14 protein-coding genes are annotated in these 14,852 nt (G+C 63.1%); 9 read left to right on the forward strand and 5 right to left on the reverse strand.

Features of this window, described 5'->3' with window-relative positions; genetic code table 11:
- The first annotated feature begins 7 nt into the window (after window positions 1–7).
- From mrdA to BM275_RS10645, 9 genes are all read left to right on the forward strand, one after another.
- Window positions 8–1,897, forward strand: coding sequence for a penicillin-binding protein 2 (gene mrdA, locus BM275_RS10605; RefSeq protein ID WP_090521079.1), 1,890 nt, complete (start codon window positions 8–10; stop codon window positions 1,895–1,897).
- Window positions 1,894–3,039 (forward strand): rod shape-determining protein RodA, encoded by a 1,146-nt coding sequence (rodA, locus tag BM275_RS10610; protein WP_023444920.1) that lies wholly within the window; start codon window positions 1,894–1,896, stop codon window positions 3,037–3,039. Before mrdA ends, rodA begins: the two co-directional genes overlap by 4 nt.
- A 47-nt stretch (window positions 3,040–3,086) precedes the next feature.
- Window positions 3,087–4,064 carry a lytic murein transglycosylase B gene (gene mltB, locus BM275_RS10615; RefSeq protein WP_041015894.1) on the forward strand — a complete coding sequence of 326 codons (978 nt, stop codon included), beginning with the start codon at window positions 3,087–3,089 and terminating at the stop codon, window positions 4,062–4,064.
- Window positions 4,061–5,053 (forward strand): septal ring lytic transglycosylase RlpA family protein, encoded by a 993-nt coding sequence (locus BM275_RS10620; RefSeq protein WP_014818958.1) that lies wholly within the window; start codon window positions 4,061–4,063, stop codon window positions 5,051–5,053. Before mltB ends, BM275_RS10620 begins: the two co-directional genes overlap by 4 nt.
- A 47-nt stretch (window positions 5,054–5,100) precedes the next feature.
- Window positions 5,101–6,258 (forward strand): D-alanyl-D-alanine carboxypeptidase family protein, encoded by a 1,158-nt coding sequence (locus tag BM275_RS10625; RefSeq protein WP_014818959.1) that lies wholly within the window; start codon window positions 5,101–5,103, stop codon window positions 6,256–6,258.
- A gap of 67 nt (window positions 6,259–6,325) precedes the next feature.
- Window positions 6,326–6,607: a DUF493 domain-containing protein gene (locus BM275_RS10630; RefSeq protein WP_041015896.1), complete on the forward strand. Its 282-nt coding sequence runs from the start codon at window positions 6,326–6,328 to the stop codon at window positions 6,605–6,607.
- Complete coding sequence (gene lipB, locus BM275_RS10635) at window positions 6,607–7,263, forward strand: lipoyl(octanoyl) transferase LipB (protein ID WP_090521081.1); 657 nt, start codon at window positions 6,607–6,609, stop codon at window positions 7,261–7,263. Before BM275_RS10630 ends, lipB begins: the two co-directional genes overlap by 1 nt.
- A complete protein-coding gene (gene lipA, locus BM275_RS10640; RefSeq protein ID WP_041015898.1) occupies window positions 7,256–8,233 on the forward strand; it encodes a lipoyl synthase in 978 nt (325 codons plus the stop codon). The genes lipB and lipA overlap by 8 nt, the downstream gene beginning before the upstream one ends.
- Window positions 8,234–8,445: 212 nt before the next feature.
- On the forward strand, window positions 8,446–8,790 hold the full coding sequence (locus BM275_RS10645) for a hypothetical protein (protein WP_003301712.1): 345 nt from the start codon (window positions 8,446–8,448) through the stop codon (window positions 8,788–8,790).
- A 73-nt stretch (window positions 8,791–8,863) separates the two neighbouring features.
- On the opposite strand, the gene BM275_RS10650 is transcribed toward BM275_RS10645, so the two are convergent.
- The 5 genes from BM275_RS10650 to leuS all read right to left on the reverse strand — a co-directional run bounded on the left by BM275_RS10650 (window position 8,864) and on the right by leuS (window position 14,806).
- Window positions 8,864–10,159, reverse strand: coding sequence for a lytic murein transglycosylase (locus tag BM275_RS10650; protein ID WP_090521083.1), 1,296 nt, complete (start codon window positions 10,157–10,159; stop codon window positions 8,864–8,866).
- Window positions 10,160–10,221: 62 nt separating this feature from the next.
- A complete protein-coding gene (gene arfA, locus BM275_RS10655; protein ID WP_003285150.1) occupies window positions 10,222–10,380 on the reverse strand; it encodes an alternative ribosome rescue factor ArfA in 159 nt (52 codons plus the stop codon).
- 104 nt (window positions 10,381–10,484) lie between these two features.
- The gene (gene holA, locus BM275_RS10660; RefSeq protein ID WP_090521085.1) at window positions 10,485–11,513 is read right to left on the reverse strand and encodes a DNA polymerase III subunit delta; all 1,029 of its coding nucleotides are present in this window, start codon (window positions 11,511–11,513) and stop codon (window positions 10,485–10,487) included.
- Between the two features lie 37 nt (window positions 11,514–11,550).
- Window positions 11,551–12,156 (reverse strand): LPS-assembly lipoprotein LptE, encoded by a 606-nt coding sequence (locus BM275_RS10665; RefSeq protein WP_042921806.1) that lies wholly within the window; start codon window positions 12,154–12,156, stop codon window positions 11,551–11,553.
- Between the two features lie 43 nt (window positions 12,157–12,199).
- Window positions 12,200–14,806, reverse strand: a complete 2,607-nt coding sequence (gene leuS, locus BM275_RS10670; RefSeq protein WP_090521088.1) for a leucine--tRNA ligase — start codon at window positions 14,804–14,806, stop codon at window positions 12,200–12,202.
- Between the last annotated feature and the right edge of the window lie 46 nt (window positions 14,807–14,852).

A 14,852-nucleotide genomic window follows, 5' to 3' on the forward strand; every position in this document is an offset into this window, starting at 1 on the left:
CTTCAAGATGCCGCAACCGATTCAACTCAAGGATCACGAGAAGGACGCCGTGCTGGTGCGCCGGCGCGTCATCGTCGGCCTTGCGTTCGTGTTGCTGTTGATCGGTGTGCTGGTGTCGCGGATGTACTACCTGCAGGTGGTGCAGTTCGAGCACCATTCGACGCTGTCGGAGAACAACCGCGTCCACGTTCAGCCGATTCCGCCCAATCGCGGATTGATCTTCGACCGCAAGGGCAGGGTTATCGCCGACAACCGCCCCAGCTTCAGCCTGACCGTCACCCGCGAACGCGCCGGCGACTGGAAGACTGTGCTCGATGGCGTGGTCGAGGTGCTGGAGCTCAGCGAGGAAGAGCGTGGGCTGTTCGAGAAACGCGTGTTGCAGGGGCGCCGGCCATTCGAGCCGGTACCGATCATGTATGAGCTGTCCGAGGAGCAGATTGCGCGCATTGCCGTGAATCAGTTCCGCCTGCCTGGGGTCGAGGTGGCGGCGCAGCTGGTCCGGCATTACCCGCAGGGTCCGCACTTCGCGCACTCGGTAGGCTATGTCGGGCGAATCAACGAGCAAGAGCTCAAGCAACTCGACCCGGTCAATTACAGCGGCACGCACCATGTCGGCAAGACCGGTATCGAGAAATTCTACGAGGACGAGCTGCACGGCCAGGTTGGCTACGAAGAGGTCGAAACCAATGCCCGCGGCAGGGTCTTGCGCGTGCTCAAGCGTACCGATCCGATACCGGGCAAGGACATCACGCTGTCGCTCGATCTCGACCTGCAGGAGGCCGCAGAAGCGGCGCTCGGTGGTCGTCGCGGTGCAATCGTCGCGCTGCTGCCGAGCACTGGCGAGGTGGTGGCGATGGTCAGTCAGCCGAGCTTCAACCCCAACCTGTTCGTCACCGGTATCAGCTTCAAGGATTACGGTGAACTGCGCGACTCTATTGATCGTCCGTTGTTCAACCGTGTGCTGCGAGGCCTTTACCCGCCCGGCTCGACCATCAAGCCAATGATGGCCGTTGCCGGCCTCGATGCGGGCGTGATCACGCCGAGCAGTCGCGTGTTCGATCCGGGCTTTTTCCAACTGCCGAACGTGAAGCACAAGTACCGCAACTGGAACCGCAACGGCGACGGCTGGGTGGACCTGGACCTGGCCATCGCCCGCTCCAACGACACCTACTTCTACGACATGGCCCACAAGCTGGGCGTCGATCGCATGCACGAATACATGACCCGCTTCGGCCTGGGGCAGCGCGTATCCCTGGACATGCACGAGGAGACGGCGGGCCTGATGCCGTCGCGCGACTGGAAACGGGCGCGCTATCGCCAGCCCTGGTATCCCGGTGAAACAGTGATTCTCGGTATCGGCCAGGGTTACATGCAGGCCACGCCGCTGCAGCTGGCCCAGGCCACGGCGCTAGTGGCGACCCGCGGCAAGTGGATTCGGCCGCATCTGGCGCGCAGCGTCGGTAGTGAAGCGCCGGTGGACCATGATCCGGTTCCGGACATCCAGCTTCGCGATCCGCGCTTCTGGGACTACGCGACCCACGGCATGGAGCAGGTTCTGCATGGCGCGCGGGGTACGGCAAGGAAGGTCGGTGACAGCGCGGCGTATCGTATTGCCGGCAAGAGCGGTACCGCCCAGGTGGTCGCGATCCGCCAGGGCGAGAAATACGACAGTGCCAAGCTGGCCGAACGCCATCGGGACCATGCGCTGTTCGTCGCCTTCGCCCCGGTGCATGACCCGCAGATCGCCGTGGCGGTGATGGTCGAGAACGGCGAATCCGGTTCGGGCGTCGCCGCGCCGGTGGCCAAGCAGGTCATGGACGCCTGGCTGCTGAACGAGGAGGGCGTGCTCAAGCCCGAGTTCGCCCCGCCGCTGACCGCCGAAGGGAAGAAGCCATGAGCGGCAATTTCGACCGAACCCTGTCGCGCGAGGACGTACTGCGGCGTCGCGCCAGCCTGTTGCAGCGCCTGCATATCGACGGGCTGCTGCTGGTGCTGCTGCTGATGCTGGCGGCGGGCAGCCTGTTCATTCTCTATTCGGCCAGCGGCAAGAACTGGGATCTGGTCATCAAGCAGGCGACGTCCTTCGGCCTCGGCCTGGGTGCAATGCTGGTCATTGCACAGTTCGAGCCACGCTTCATGGCGCGCTGGGTACCGCTGGGCTATCTCGCTGTGGTAGCGCTGCTGGTGGCGGTCGAGGTCGTCGGCCATACAGCGATGGGCGCCACCCGCTGGATCAACATTCCGGGGGTGATCCGCTTCCAGCCGTCGGAGTTCATGAAGATCATCATGCCGATGACCATCGCCTGGTATCTGTCCTCGCGCAGCCTGCCGCCGAGCATCAAGCACACTGCGATCAGTCTGTCGCTGATCCTCGTGCCCTTCGTGCTGATCCTCAAACAGCCGGATCTGGGCACGTCGCTGCTGATTCTCGCCTCCGGCGCATTCGTCCTGTTCATCGGCGGCCTGCGTTGGCGCTGGATCATTGGCGCGGTCACGGCGATCGTGCCCATCGCTGTGGCAATGTGGTACTTCGTACTGCACAACTACCAGAAGCAGCGAGTACTGACGTTTCTCGATCCGGAAAGCGATCCGCTGGGCACTGGCTGGAACATCATCCAGTCGAAGGCGGCGATCGGTTCGGGTGGGGTGTTCGGCAAGGGCTGGCTGGCAGGCACGCAGTCGCACCTGGATTTTTTGCCGGAAAGCCACACGGACTTTATCATCGCCGTGCTCGCTGAAGAGTTCGGCCTGGTCGGCGTCTGCCTGCTGCTGCTGGTGTATGGTCTGCTGATCACCCGCGGCCTTGTTATCACCGTGCAGGCGCAAACGCTGTTTGGAAAATTGCTGGCCGGTGCGCTGACGATGACCTTCTTTGTTTACGTTTTCGTCAATATCGGTATGGTCAGTGGGCTGTTGCCGGTGGTGGGGGTGCCATTGCCCTTCATTAGTTATGGCGGAACTTCATTGGTGACCCTGCTGTCAGGGTTCGGGGTTTTGATGTCGATCCACACCCATCGCAAGTGGATCGCGCAGGTTTGACGAGAGTGAATTTGTTGACTTCATTACGGCGTGGCTGGATGGCGCGGATGCTAGGGGGCGTGGCTTTGGCCGGCGCTGTGCTGGGAAGCCTGCCGCTGCAGGCGGCCGATTACACCGGCGCCAACGTGGACGAGTTCATCGCGGAGATGACCCGCGACTATGGATTTGCCGACGAGCAGCTGCGTGATCTGTTCAAGCAGGCCGAGCGCAAGCAGGCGATTCTCGATGCCATTTCGCGTCCTGCGGAGCGGGTCAAGCCGTGGAAGGAATACCGACCTATCTTCCTCACCGACTCGCGCATCGCCCAGGGCGTCGATTTCTGGCGGGAGAACGAAGCCGCGCTGACTCGTGCGGAAACCGAATACGGCGTGCCGGCGGAAATCATCGTTGCGATCATCGGCGTGGAAACCTTCTACGGCCGCAATACCGGTAGCCATCGGGTGATCGATGCGCTGTCGACGCTGGGCTTCGATTACCCTCCGCGTCAGCCGTTTTTCCGTCAGCAGCTCAAGGAGTTCCTGCTGCTGACCCGTGAGGAGCAGGTCGACCCGCTTACGCTCAAGGGCTCCTACGCGGGTGCGATGGGACTGCCGCAGTTCATGCCGAGCAGCTTCCGCGCCTACGCGGTGGATTTCGACGGTGACGGGCACATCGATATCTGGAACAACCCCACCGATGCCATCGGCAGTGCGGCCAGCTACTTCAAGCAACATGGCTGGGCTGCGGGCGAGCCGGTGGTGGCACGGGCCAAGGTAGGCGGCGAGCGTTATGAAGAAGGGCTGACCGTCGGCCTGGAGTCGCAGAAGAATGCCGGCGAAATGCGTAGCCTGGGCTGGCAGTTCGACAAGTCGGTGGCCGACGATACGGCCATTACTGCTTTCCGCCTGGATGGCGCAGAGGGTGATGAGTACTGGCTGGGCCTGCCGAATTTCTATGTCATTACCCGCTACAACCGTAGCGTGATGTATGCGATGGCCGTGCATCAGCTGTCCCAGCTGCTGGCCGAAGCGCGAGGCGAACAATGACCGTGATCTGGACAAGGCTGGTCGCGCTGGGTGTCGCCGGGGCGCTGCTGGCGAGCTGCTCATCGACGCCGACACCGAGCAGTGCACCAAGCAAGAGTACCGGTATCAGTGGTCCCGGCGACTACAGCCGTCCGCACAAGGACGGCGCGCCCTGGTGGGACGTCGACGTTTCGCAGATCCCCGATGCCACGCCGATGCCGCATTACGGCCGTTACAAGGCCAATCCCTATACGGTGCTGGGCAAGACCTACTTTCCAATCAGCGATGGTCGACGTTATTCGGCTACCGGGACGGCATCCTGGTATGGCACCAAGTTTCACGGCCAGCCCACCGCCAACGGCGAGAAGTACGACCTTTATGGCATGAGCGCGGCGCACAAGACGCTGCCCTTGCCCACCTACGTCAAGGTCACCAATCTGGATAACGGGCGCACCGTGGTCTTGCGCGTCAATGACCGTGGTCCGTTCTACTCCGATCGGATCATCGATCTGTCTTTCGCCGCGGCGAAGAAGCTCGGCTATGCCGAGAGTGGAACGGCGCGGGTAAAGGTCGAAGGCATCGACCCTCAGCAATGGTGGGCCGACCAGGGCCGACCGGTGCCGACGATGATGGCGCAGCCGGAGATGGTTGCGAGCAAGCCCGCCAGCAATGTCGCGCAGCCGATCGAACAGTACACGCCGCCGCCCCAGCAGCACGCTGCGGCCACGGTGCCGCTGGAAGTCGATGCAAAAAAAAACGCTTCGCCCGCAGCCTCTGGCCTGTTTCTCCAGGTTGGCGCCTTCGCCAATCCGGATGCAGCGCAGTTGCTCAAGGACAAGCTGAGCGGCGTGGTCTCTGCCCCGGTGTTCATCAGCTCGGTGGTACACAACCAGCAGACCCTGCACCGCGTGCGCCTGGGACCCATCGACACACCGGATGAGGCCATGCAGCTCGAAGAGAGCGTACGCCTGGCCAACCTCGGACAGCCGCGGCGCGTTGCCGCTGACTGATCGCTGCAAACCTTGCCTTCGTTTTACCTGACTAATTTGAGATTCGGATGAACATCACCAGCCTCGTGCAACGCTTCATAGTCCTGGCAGTGCTGACGGTCACCCCGACCGTCTGGGCAGCGCAGATCGTACCGTCCGCCCCGCAGCTGGCGGCCAAGTCCTACATGCTGATGGACGCGGCCAGCGGCGAGGTACTGGTCGAGCACAACGGTGACGAGCGCCTGCCGCCAGCGAGCCTGACCAAGCTGATGACCGCCTACATCGCCACCCTGGAAATCCAGAAGGGTCAGATCAGCGACAGCGACATGGTCACGGTGAGCGAGAAGGCCTGGCGTACCGGCGGCTCGCGGATGTTCATCCAGGTCAACACGCAGGTCTCGGTCGACGATCTGCTGCATGGCATCATCATTCAGTCGGGCAACGACGCCAGCGTCGCCATGGCCGAGCACATCGCCGGCAGCGAAGAGGCCTTTGCCGACCTGATGAACAGCACGGCTCAGCGCCTGGGCATGACCAACAGCCATTTCATGAATGCCACCGGCCTGCCGGACCCGGATCATTATTCCTCGGCCAACGACATGGCCAAGCTGGCTCGCGCGATCATCTACGAAGACCCGGCGCACTACGCCATCTACGCGCAGAAAGAGTTCTTCTGGAACAACATCAAGCAGCCCAACCGCAACCTGTTGCTGTGGCGCGACAAGACCGTCGACGGCCTGAAAACCGGTCATACCGAAGAGGCCGGCTACTGCCTGGTGGCCTCTGCCGTGCGTGACAACATGCGCCTGATCTCGGTGGTGTTCGGTACCGACAGCGAGCAGGCCCGCGCGGCAGAGACCCAGAAGCTGCTGACCTATGGCTTCCGCTTCTTCGAGACCCGCACCTTCTACCAGAAGGGCACCGAGCTGGCTCAGGCGCAGGTGTGGAAAGGCCAGCAGGACAAGCTTAAGGCGGGCCTGGCACAGGACCTGACCATGACCCTGCCGCGTGGTCAGGCAGAGAAGCTGCAAGCGGTCATGAGCTTCAACGGCACACTCACCGCACCGATCCAGCAGGGTGACGTCATCGGCAAGGTCGAGGTCAAGCTGGAGGACAAGGTCGTCCGCAGCACCGATCTGGTGGCGCTGGAAACCATCGAAGAGGGTGGGCTGTTCCGCCGGTTTTGGGATAGCATTCGCCTCTTCTTCTACAGCCTGTTCAACTGACCACGCGCGAGTGCACCGCGGCTGATCCCGCCGCGGCGCACGTGCGGATCACGAGTCCGTTACGCCCATGACCGATAACCAAGATGTCGCAGCACCCAAGATTGACTTCCCCTGCGAGCGCTACCCGATCAAGGTGATCGGCGACGCTGGCGAAGGCTTCCGTGAGGTCGTGATCGAAGTCATCCAGCGCCACGCGCCGGATTTCGACGAAACCACCGTCGTCACCCGCGACAGCCGCAACGGGCGATTCCTTTCGCTGCAGGTGCTGATCACCGCCACCGGCGTAGAGCAGCTGCAGGCCATTCACGTCGACCTGCGCGCCACTGGCCGTGTTCACATGGTGCTGTGATGACCCTCGAAGTGGGCGTGCGTGAGCTCGGCCAGATCGAGTACCGGACTGCCTGGCAGGCCATGCAGCACTTCACCAACACGCGCGATGCAGACAGTGGCGACGAAATCTGGCTGCTGCAGCACCCGCCCGTATTCACTCAGGGCCAGGCCGGTAAGGCCGAGCACCTGCTGTTCCCTGGCGAAATTCCGGTAGTGCAGGTGGATCGAGGCGGTCAGGTGACCTATCACGGGCCCGGCCAACTGGTTGGTTATCTGTTGCTCGATGTGCGCCGACTCGGTATCGGTGTGCGCGAGCTGGTGAGTCGTATCGAGCAGAGCCTGATCGATCTGCTCGCCAGCTATGGCATCGAGGCGGCTGCCAAAGCGGATGCGCCGGGCGTTTACGTCAACGGTGCGAAGATCGCGTCTCTGGGCCTGCGCATTCGCAATGGCCGTTCCTTCCACGGCCTGGCGCTGAACGTGGACATGGATCTCGAACCTTTCCGGCGCATCAACCCCTGCGGTTATGCAGGGCTGCCCATGACCCAGCTGCGTGACCTGATCGGGCCGATCAACATCTCTGAAGTGGCCGATCGACTGCGTGGTCATCTGGTCCGGCAGCTCGGATACGCGCAACAGAAGACCCTCGCGGGCGGAATCGAAGCATATGAGTAGTGTAGAAACGGCAGGCAAGCGCCCGGCCAAGGTAGAGGCTGGCGTCAAACTGCGTGGTGCCGAGAAGGTTGCGCGGATTCCGGTGAAGATCATCCCCACCGATGAGCTGCCGAAGAAGCCGGACTGGATTCGCGTGCGCATTCCGGTTTCCCCGGAGGTCGACCAGATCAAGCAGACCCTGCGCAAGCACAAACTGCACAGCGTCTGCGAGGAAGCCTCCTGTCCCAACCTGGGCGAGTGCTTCTCCAGCGGAACCGCGACCTTCATGATCATGGGCGACATCTGCACCCGACGCTGCCCGTTCTGCGACGTCGGCCACGGCCGGCCGAATGCGCTGGACCCGGATGAGCCGAAGAACCTGGCCCAGGCCATCGCCGACATGCGCCTGAAGTACGTGGTCATCACCTCGGTGGATCGCGACGATCTGCGCGACGGTGGCGCCCAGCACTTTGCCGATTGCCTGCGCGAGATTCGCAAGCTGTCGCCGTCGATCCAGCTGGAAACCCTGGTGCCCGACTACCGTGGGCGCATGGATATCGCTTTGGATATCACTGCCAGCGAGCCGCCGGATGTGTTCAACCACAATCTGGAGACCGTACCGCGGCTATACAAGTCGTCGCGGCCGGGCTCGGATTTCGAGTGGTCACTGGATCTTCTGGAGAAGTTCAAGCAGCGCGTGCCGGGCGTGCCGACCAAGTCGGGACTGATGCTCGGCCTCGGCGAGACCGACGAGGAGGTCATCGAGGTCATGCACCGCATGCGCGAGCACGATATCGACATGCTGACCCTGGGGCAGTACCTGCAGCCTTCGCGTAACCACCTCCCGGTGCAGCGCTTCGTTCATCCCGACACCTTCGCCTGGTTTGCCGAAGAGGGGATGAAGATGGGCTTCAAGAACATCGCCTCAGGCCCGCTGGTGCGCTCGTCGTACCATGCCGATCAGCAGGCGCACGGAGCCAAAAAAGACTGAAACCGTAAAGTTGTTGCGGCTCTTGAGGACCGCGCAGACAGTCCAGGCTGTCTGCGCGGTTTTTTCTTTTCCGTCCGCCATGCGCCTTGCGAAAGCGCATGGCGCGGGAACTGCCAAGCGGTTGGCAAGAAAATTGCGGCATTACGTCGCATTAGACTTTGGTCTATAGTGGCGTTCGTTTACACCATGAGGCCAACCGAGGGCCACTGCAGATGAACGAACCCCAATTGAAGGACTTGCTTGACGATCTGGATGCCGCGAAGGTCGAGTGCGACGCGATGAGCCGCTTGGTGGTGACGCGGCTGGCCAAGCAGCACATTCCATACCGAGCGATGTTGGGGCAGGTCGAACTGGACGGTAAGGTGGTTTCACCACACTTCTGGGTCGAGACCGACGGCTGCGTGATCGACTACCGCGCACGCCAGCGCCTTGGTGGTGATCAGCGCGTGCCACATGGCGTGGTCGCGCGCGAGGCAGTGAAGGCCCACTATCAAGGCCAGCAGGTAATCATCGACCCGCTGCCGGACTACCTCTACGAAGTAGCCATCAAACACTGATCTTGTTGCAGGGATAAAAAAAAGCCCCGGCAGTCTGCCGGGGCTTTTGTGTATGGCGCCAAGCCCAACTCGATCAATTGTGGGCGCGCAGTCGCCCGAGCAGCTCCTGAGTGGGATGGCCATCGGCCGGCCAACCCAGGCGTTGCTGGAAGCCGCGGATAGCCTTGCGGGTATTGGCGCCGATGATGCCGTCCGGGGTGCCCGGGTCGAAGCCCTGAGCGACGAGACGTTCCTGCAGTTCAAGGCGCTCGGAGCGGCTGAGTGGCTGTTCGCCGCGTGGCCAGCTGCCCGCGACCTCGCCTTTGCCCTGGAAATTCTCTGCCAGCAGGCCGATCGCCAGGGCATATGCCGAGGAGTTGTTGTAGCGCAGGATGGCGCGGAAATTGTCCATGATGAGGAATGCCGGGCCACGATGGCCGGCAGGCAGCAGCAGGCTGGCGCTGGCTTCTTCCTGGTCGCCGGGCAGGTTGCGCAGGCCGAGGCTGCGCCATTCGGCCAGCGGCTTGCGAATCTCGGTGTCGGCCAAGGCGTAGTCGAACCCTTCGGGTAGCTCTACCTCGAAGCCCCAGGCCTTACCCTGTTTCCAGCCGGATGCCTGAAGGTAATGCGCGGCGGAGGCAAGGGCGTCGGCCGAGCTGTTCCAGATATCGCGCTTGCCGTCGCCATCGAAATCCACGGCATGGGTGTTGTAGGTGGTCGGAATGAACTGCGTCTGCCCCATGGCACCAGCCCAGGAGCCGCGCATGCGCAGTGGCGCGACGTCGCCGTGCTGGAGGATTTCCAGCGCTGCAATCAGCTGACTCTTGGCGAATGCCGGACGGCGACCCTCGTGGGCGAGGGTCGCAAGGGAACGAATCACCGATTTGTCGCCCATTATCTGGCCGAAGCTGCTTTCCAGTCCCCAGACGGCAACCAGGGTTTCGCGATCGACGCCGTAGCGGGCCTCGATCTGATCCAGTGTGGTGGCGTGCTCGCTAAGCAAGCGGCGACCGCTGCGCACGCGCTGTGGCGAAATGGCGCCTTCCAGGTACTGCCAGACGGGCCGGGTGAACTCGGGCTGGCTACGGTCTGCCTCGATCACCGCTGGATCGGGCTGGACGCCGGCGAAGGCCTGGTCGAAGGTCGCGGCGGAGATACCGGCCGCAAGGGCTTCAGCGCGGAACTGCTCGCGCCACTGGCTGAAGCTCAGGTGGGTGGCTTCCGAACGGACATCGGCGATGGTGGCGTCGCTAGGCTGGCTGGCGGCGGGGACGTTGCTGACCAGAGTGGACTGCGCGAGGGGTTCGGCTGCACAGGCAACGACCAGGCTCATCGCCGAAGCGGCAACCAGGGTACGTAGCAGCAGAACGGGAACGAAGGTGTGATACATGCACCGCTCTCGAAACGTGTCGTCGGCCGCAGACATTATCACGCTTTGGCGGTGTTGGGTTTTCAGGCTGCCAGAAGGACCGAAGCCTCCCAGTTGGTGGACTGGGAGGCTTCGCGGCGGTAGCTGCCTTTGCCTTTTTTCGGCGTTTCCTGGCGGAGGCGGAACAGGGGTTGCGCAACCAGGTGCTTGGCCTTGTTCGGCCGTTTCTTGCGTGTGCTCATTTCGATTCCCTCAAATGGCCCGCTATCGGGCGAGGGAATCATAGGCCTTGTACAAAAAATGTCCAGTGCGCTGCGGCGTGAATTCGCTCTCCGCGATTCGCTCGTCAGGTACCGATCCGGCGGCCACTCAGTTGCAGGCAAATGTCCGCCAGACCGATCCAGGGATCCCCGGCGGCCTGGCCCTTGATCTGCTCGTCGATGCGTTGCGCGTCTCTCAGCAACTGGTTCCAGCCGGCCGCGTCATGCCGTTGCAGTGCTTTGGAAACCAGCGGGCGACGCTTATCCCAGACCGGTGGGCGGGCCTGGCTGAAGGCACGCTCGAGCGGAGTGCCCTGAGCATATTGCTGCGCAATATTGGCCAGCAGGCGCAGTTCGCGGGCCAGCGCCCAGAGGATCACCGGCGCCTCGACGCCTTCACCGCGCAGGCCCTCCAGCATGTGCAGCGCATGGGCCGCCTGGCCGTGCAGGGCTGCGTCGATCAGGCCGAATACATCGTAACGGGCGCTATCAGCCACCGCGGCCTGGACGGTTTCCGCGGTGACCTGTCTGGCTTCGGCCAGCAGCTTGAGCTTTTCGATTTCCTGCGCCGCGGCCAACAGGTTGCCTTCGACCCGGGCGCTGATCAGTTCGACGGCTTCCTGGTCCGCGGACAGGCCCGCCTGGGCCAGCCGCTGACGTATCCACTGCGGCAGCTGCGCGGCATCCACTGGCCAGATCTGCAGGAACTGCACGTCCTTGCCATCGATCAGCGCCTTGGCCCACTTGGTCTTCTGGGTGCTGCCGTCGAGCTTGGGCAGACTGACCAGCAGCACGGTGTCCTCGGCGGGGCGGGCCAGATATTCCAGCAGCGCCGCGGCACCCTTGTCACCGGGCTTGCCGTTGGGGATGCGCAGTTCGAGCAGGCGCTTCTCGGCGAACAGCGAAAGACTCGCACCGGCTTCGATCAACTGGCTCCAGTCGAAGCCGGTCTCCACGTGAAAGACCTGACGCTCACTGAAGCCCTGCGCTCGGGTCGCTGTGCGGATCGCATCGCAGGCTTCCTGGCACAGCAGGTGCTCGTCGCCACAGACGACGTACACGGGCGCCAGCGGGCCTTGCAGGTGTTTGCCGAGCTGAGCGGGAGAAAGCTTCATGGTACGAAGACGGGGGCCTTGAGGCCCCCGTTACCTGTTACTGGATGGGCAGCTGGATGGGCGACTGTTGCGGCTGCGCGTCCTGGGCACGACGGGCAGCTTCCATGGCTTCAGCCTCGGCGCGGGCCTTGGCTTCGGCTTCCTGTTGCAGGCGGTCGAGCTGCGCCGGGGTGATGCGCTGGATACGCAGGGTCAGCTGCTGCAGCAGCTCGCGGCGCATTTCCTGGCGCAGCTGATCGCCTTCCTGGGACGAGCCGATCAGGTTGTTGCTGTCGTGCACGTAGACCTTCTGCACTTCGATGCTGTCCTCGAGCAGCAGCATGTTCTGCGGGCCGAGGAATTCGTAATCGAGGGTGCTGGTCAGCTCATACTCGGCGCTGCGTGCCGAGCTGGTGTAGCTGGCGGTGCGCTGGCGGGTCTGCTCGCGGGCAAGGTTCAGGCTGTACTTGGCGCCCGGGTAAACCCGCACACCATTGCTCTTGAGCAGGTCTTCGAGCTGCTGAACCGTTTCGCCGTAGCTGTTGCGGGCCTGCAGGTCGATCTCCTTGAGACCGAACTCCACGTCACCGGTGCCGCGCAGCTGGAAGCCGCAAGCGCTCAGCAGCAGTGTCAGGCCCAGCACCACCAGATTCCGTTTGTTCATCTTGTTATCCCCTTGCAGGCCCGGCGCATGCGCCGGGGCCGAATCAGTTAGCGACGATGTTGACCAGCTTGCCAGGCACCACGATGACCTTGCGGATCGTCAGGCCCTCGGTGAAGCGCAGCACGTTCTCATTGCCACGGGCCGCGGCCTCGACTTCCTCGCGGGTGGCCGCAGCCGGTACTTCGATCTGCCCGCGCAGCTTGCCGTTGACCTGTACCACCAGAGTCAGGCTGTCCTGCACCAGGGCGGACTCGTCGACCTTCGGCCATCGCGCGTCAATGATCGCGCCCTGTTTGCCGAGTCGCTGCCACAGTTCGTGAGAGATGTGCGGTGTGATCGGTGCGAGCAGCAGGGCGACCGTTTCCAGGCCCTCCTGCAACAGCGCGCGATCCTGCTCGCTGGCGGTCGCGGCTTTCTCCAGCACGTTCATCAGCGTCATCACCTGGGCGATGGCGGTGTTGAATTTGTGATGCTGGCCGACATCGACGCTGGCCTGCTTGATGGCGAGATGGATCGCGCGGCGTACGGCCTTCTGCTCGTCGCTCAGGCTGGCGGTGTCCAGCGTGCCTGCGACGCCAGCGCTGACATGTGCATGAGCCAGACGCCAGACGCGACGCAGGAAGCGGCTGGCGCCCTCGACGCCGGAGTCAGACCATTCCAGGCTCATGTCCGGCGGCGAGGCGAACATCATGAACAGGCGGCAGGTATCTGCGCCGTATGCATCGATCATGGCCTGCGGGTCGACGCCGTTGTTCTTCGACTTGGACATCTTCTCGGTGCCGCCGATTTCCACCGGCAGACCATCGCTGGCCAGCTTCGCGCCGATAATCTTGGCCTTGGCGTCACGCTCGACGATCACGTCGGCCGGGTTGAACCAGTCCTTGCCGCCGTTTTCGAGGGTGCGGTAGTAGGTGTCGGCGACCACCATGCCCTGGGTCAGCAGGTTCTTGAACGGCTCGTTGGAGCTGACCAGGCCTTCGTCACGCATCAGTTTGTGGAAGAAGCGCGCGTAGAGCAGGTGCAGGATGGCGTGCTCGATGCCGCCGATATACTGATCCACCGGCAGCCAGTGGTTGGCCGCGGCCGGGTCGACCATGCCCTTTTCGTAGTTCGGGCTGGCGTAGCGGGCGAAATACCAGGACGACTCGACGAAGGTGTCCATGGTGTCGGTTTCACGCTTGGCCGGCGCGCCGCACTTCGGGCAGCTGCATTCGTAGAACTCCGGCATGCGCGCCAGCGGGCTGCCGGCGCCGTCCGGTACCACGTCTTCCGGCAGCACGACCGGCAGCTGGTCTTCGGGGACCGCGACGTCGCCGCAGCTGTCGCAGTGGATGATCGGGATCGGGCAGCCCCAGTAGCGCTGACGGCTGATGCCCCAGTCGCGCAGGCGGAACTGGGTGCGTGCCTGGCCGAGGCCTTTCTTCTGCAGCGCCACTTCGATGGCATCGAACGCGCCGTCGAAGTCGAGGCCGTCGAAGATGCCGGAATTGATCAGCTCGCCGTGTTCGCCGTAGGCGTCCTGCCAGGGTGCCGGGGTCTGGTCGCCGGCGCTGGTGCGTACCACCGGCTTGATAGGCAGGTCGTACTTGCTGGCGAACTCGAAGTCGCGCTCGTCGTGCGCCGGGACGGCCATGACCGCGCCTTCGCCGTAGTTCATCAGCACGTAGTTGGCGACCCACACCGGCAGCAACTCGCCAGTCAGCGGATGCTGCACGCGCAGTGAAGTGGCGAGGCCCTTCTTCTCCTGGGTGGCGATGTCGGCTTCGGCAACGCCGCCACGCTTGCATTCATCGATGAAGGCTTGCAGCTCGGGATTGTTCTGCGCGGCGAGCGTGGCCAGCGGGTGCTCGGCGGCCACCGCGACGTAAGTTGCGCCCATCAGCGTATCGGGACGGGTGGTGAAGACCTTCATCACGCCTTCGCTGCCGATGCTGGCCACGTCGTAGGGGAAGCTGATCTCCATGCCGCGCGACTTGCCGATCCAGTTGCGCTGCATGGTCTTGACCTGTTCCGGCCAGCCATCCAGTTCGTCCAGACTCTCCAGCAGCTCATCCGCGTAGGCGGTGATCTTGAAGTAGTACATCGGGATTTCGCGCTTCTCGATCAACGCGCCGGAACGCCAGCCACGGCCGTCGATGACCTGCTCGTTGGCCAGTACGGTCTGGTCGACCGGGTCCCAGTTGACGGTGCCGTTCTTGCGGTAGATCACGCCCTTTTCGTACAGGCGGGTAAACAGCCACTGCTCCCAGCGGTAGTAGTCCGGTTTGCAGGTGGTGACTTCACGCGTCCAGTCGACCGCCAGGCCGAGGCTTTTCAGCTGGGCCTTCATGTAGGCGATGTTTTCGTAGGTCCACTTCGCCGGTGCCACCTGATTCTTCATCGCGGCGTTTTCCGCCGGCATGCCGAACGCGTCCCAGCCCATGGGTTGCAGGACATTCTTGCCCTGCATGCGCTGATAGCGCGCGATCACGTCGCCGATGGTGTAGTTGCGCACGTGACCCATGTGCAGCTTGCCGCTGGGGTAGGGGAACATCGACAGGCAATAGAAGGTGTCCTTGCCTGGCTGTTCGCTCACTTCAAAGGATTTCTGCGCGTCCCAATGGGATTGCGCGGCGGCTTCGATTTCGCGGGGCTGATACTGTTCGTGCATGGCTACTGGCGTTGGGATGGGGGCTGGCTCTCCGCGAATGCGTTGT

The sequence above is a fragment of the Stutzerimonas kunmingensis genome, from assembly GCF_900114065.1.
Classification (GTDB): Bacteria; Pseudomonadota; Gammaproteobacteria; order Pseudomonadales; family Pseudomonadaceae; genus Stutzerimonas; species Stutzerimonas kunmingensis.